General features: G+C 77.0%; 1 pseudogene. It reads right to left on the bottom strand.

Annotated elements, in window-relative coordinates:
• Window positions 1–237: pseudogene (locus KS423_RS46530) on the bottom strand (siderophore biosynthesis protein); the annotation flags it as partial.
• Window positions 238–787: the final 550 nt, after the last annotated feature.

Here is a 787-nt window from a genome sequence, read left to right as displayed (position 1 = left end):
TGACCAGTAGCGGACCGGGGCGGCGAGCCGGGCGGCCCCGCCGAGGACGGCGATCCGCAGCCGGCCGTCCGGGCCGGGCCGGGCTCCGGTCTCCCGCGTCCAGCAGCGCAGCAGGGCCTCCAGTCCGGCCTGCTCGGCGGCGACGGCCGGGTCGGGGTGCAGCAGCAGGTCGTGCCCGCAGGCCCGCTCCACGGTGGGCGGCGGTACGGGCGGGGCTCCGGTGAGGGCGGTGCTCAAGGCTGCTCCTTGGGGCGCGTGGGGGTGCGGACGCGCACTGTGGTGGAGGGGATCGGCGGGCACTCGCACCGTCGCGTCAGGTAAGGGTTACCTATCCCTGACGGGTGATCACAAGGACCGCTCACTCGTCCGGGTGAGAATCGGCGATTGTCCACCTCCGGGGCCGGATGCCCTGCTGGGCCGGTCAACCGGCCGGGGCCCGGATCACGGATCGGTGACCTCCGGCCCGCAGCGCAACCCGGGGGGCGGGCACCGCCGTCCTCGTCTGCGATGGAAGACTCCAGGGCGGCGGCCCGCCGCACCGCGAACCGGCCGGCCACGCACCACCCGGATACCGGGCCACCGGCCGGGGCACCACCCGGCGACCCGGCACCGCCCAGCACCGAACGACCGAGCACAGGGGGAAGCGCACAGATGCCAACGATCCACCGGTCAGCCCTGGCCGCCGCCCTGGCCGCGGGCACCCTGCTCGCCGTGAGCGCCTGCGGGCCGGACGGTCCGGCGGGCGGCGGGACCAGCCCCGCGCCGCCGCCCTCCTCCACGGCAGCGG

This window comes from Streptomyces sp. LS1784, from assembly GCF_020103755.1.
In the GTDB taxonomy this organism is placed as follows: domain Bacteria; phylum Actinomycetota; class Actinomycetes; order Streptomycetales; family Streptomycetaceae; genus Kitasatospora.
This window is presented reverse-complemented; position numbering and strand designations above follow the sequence as displayed.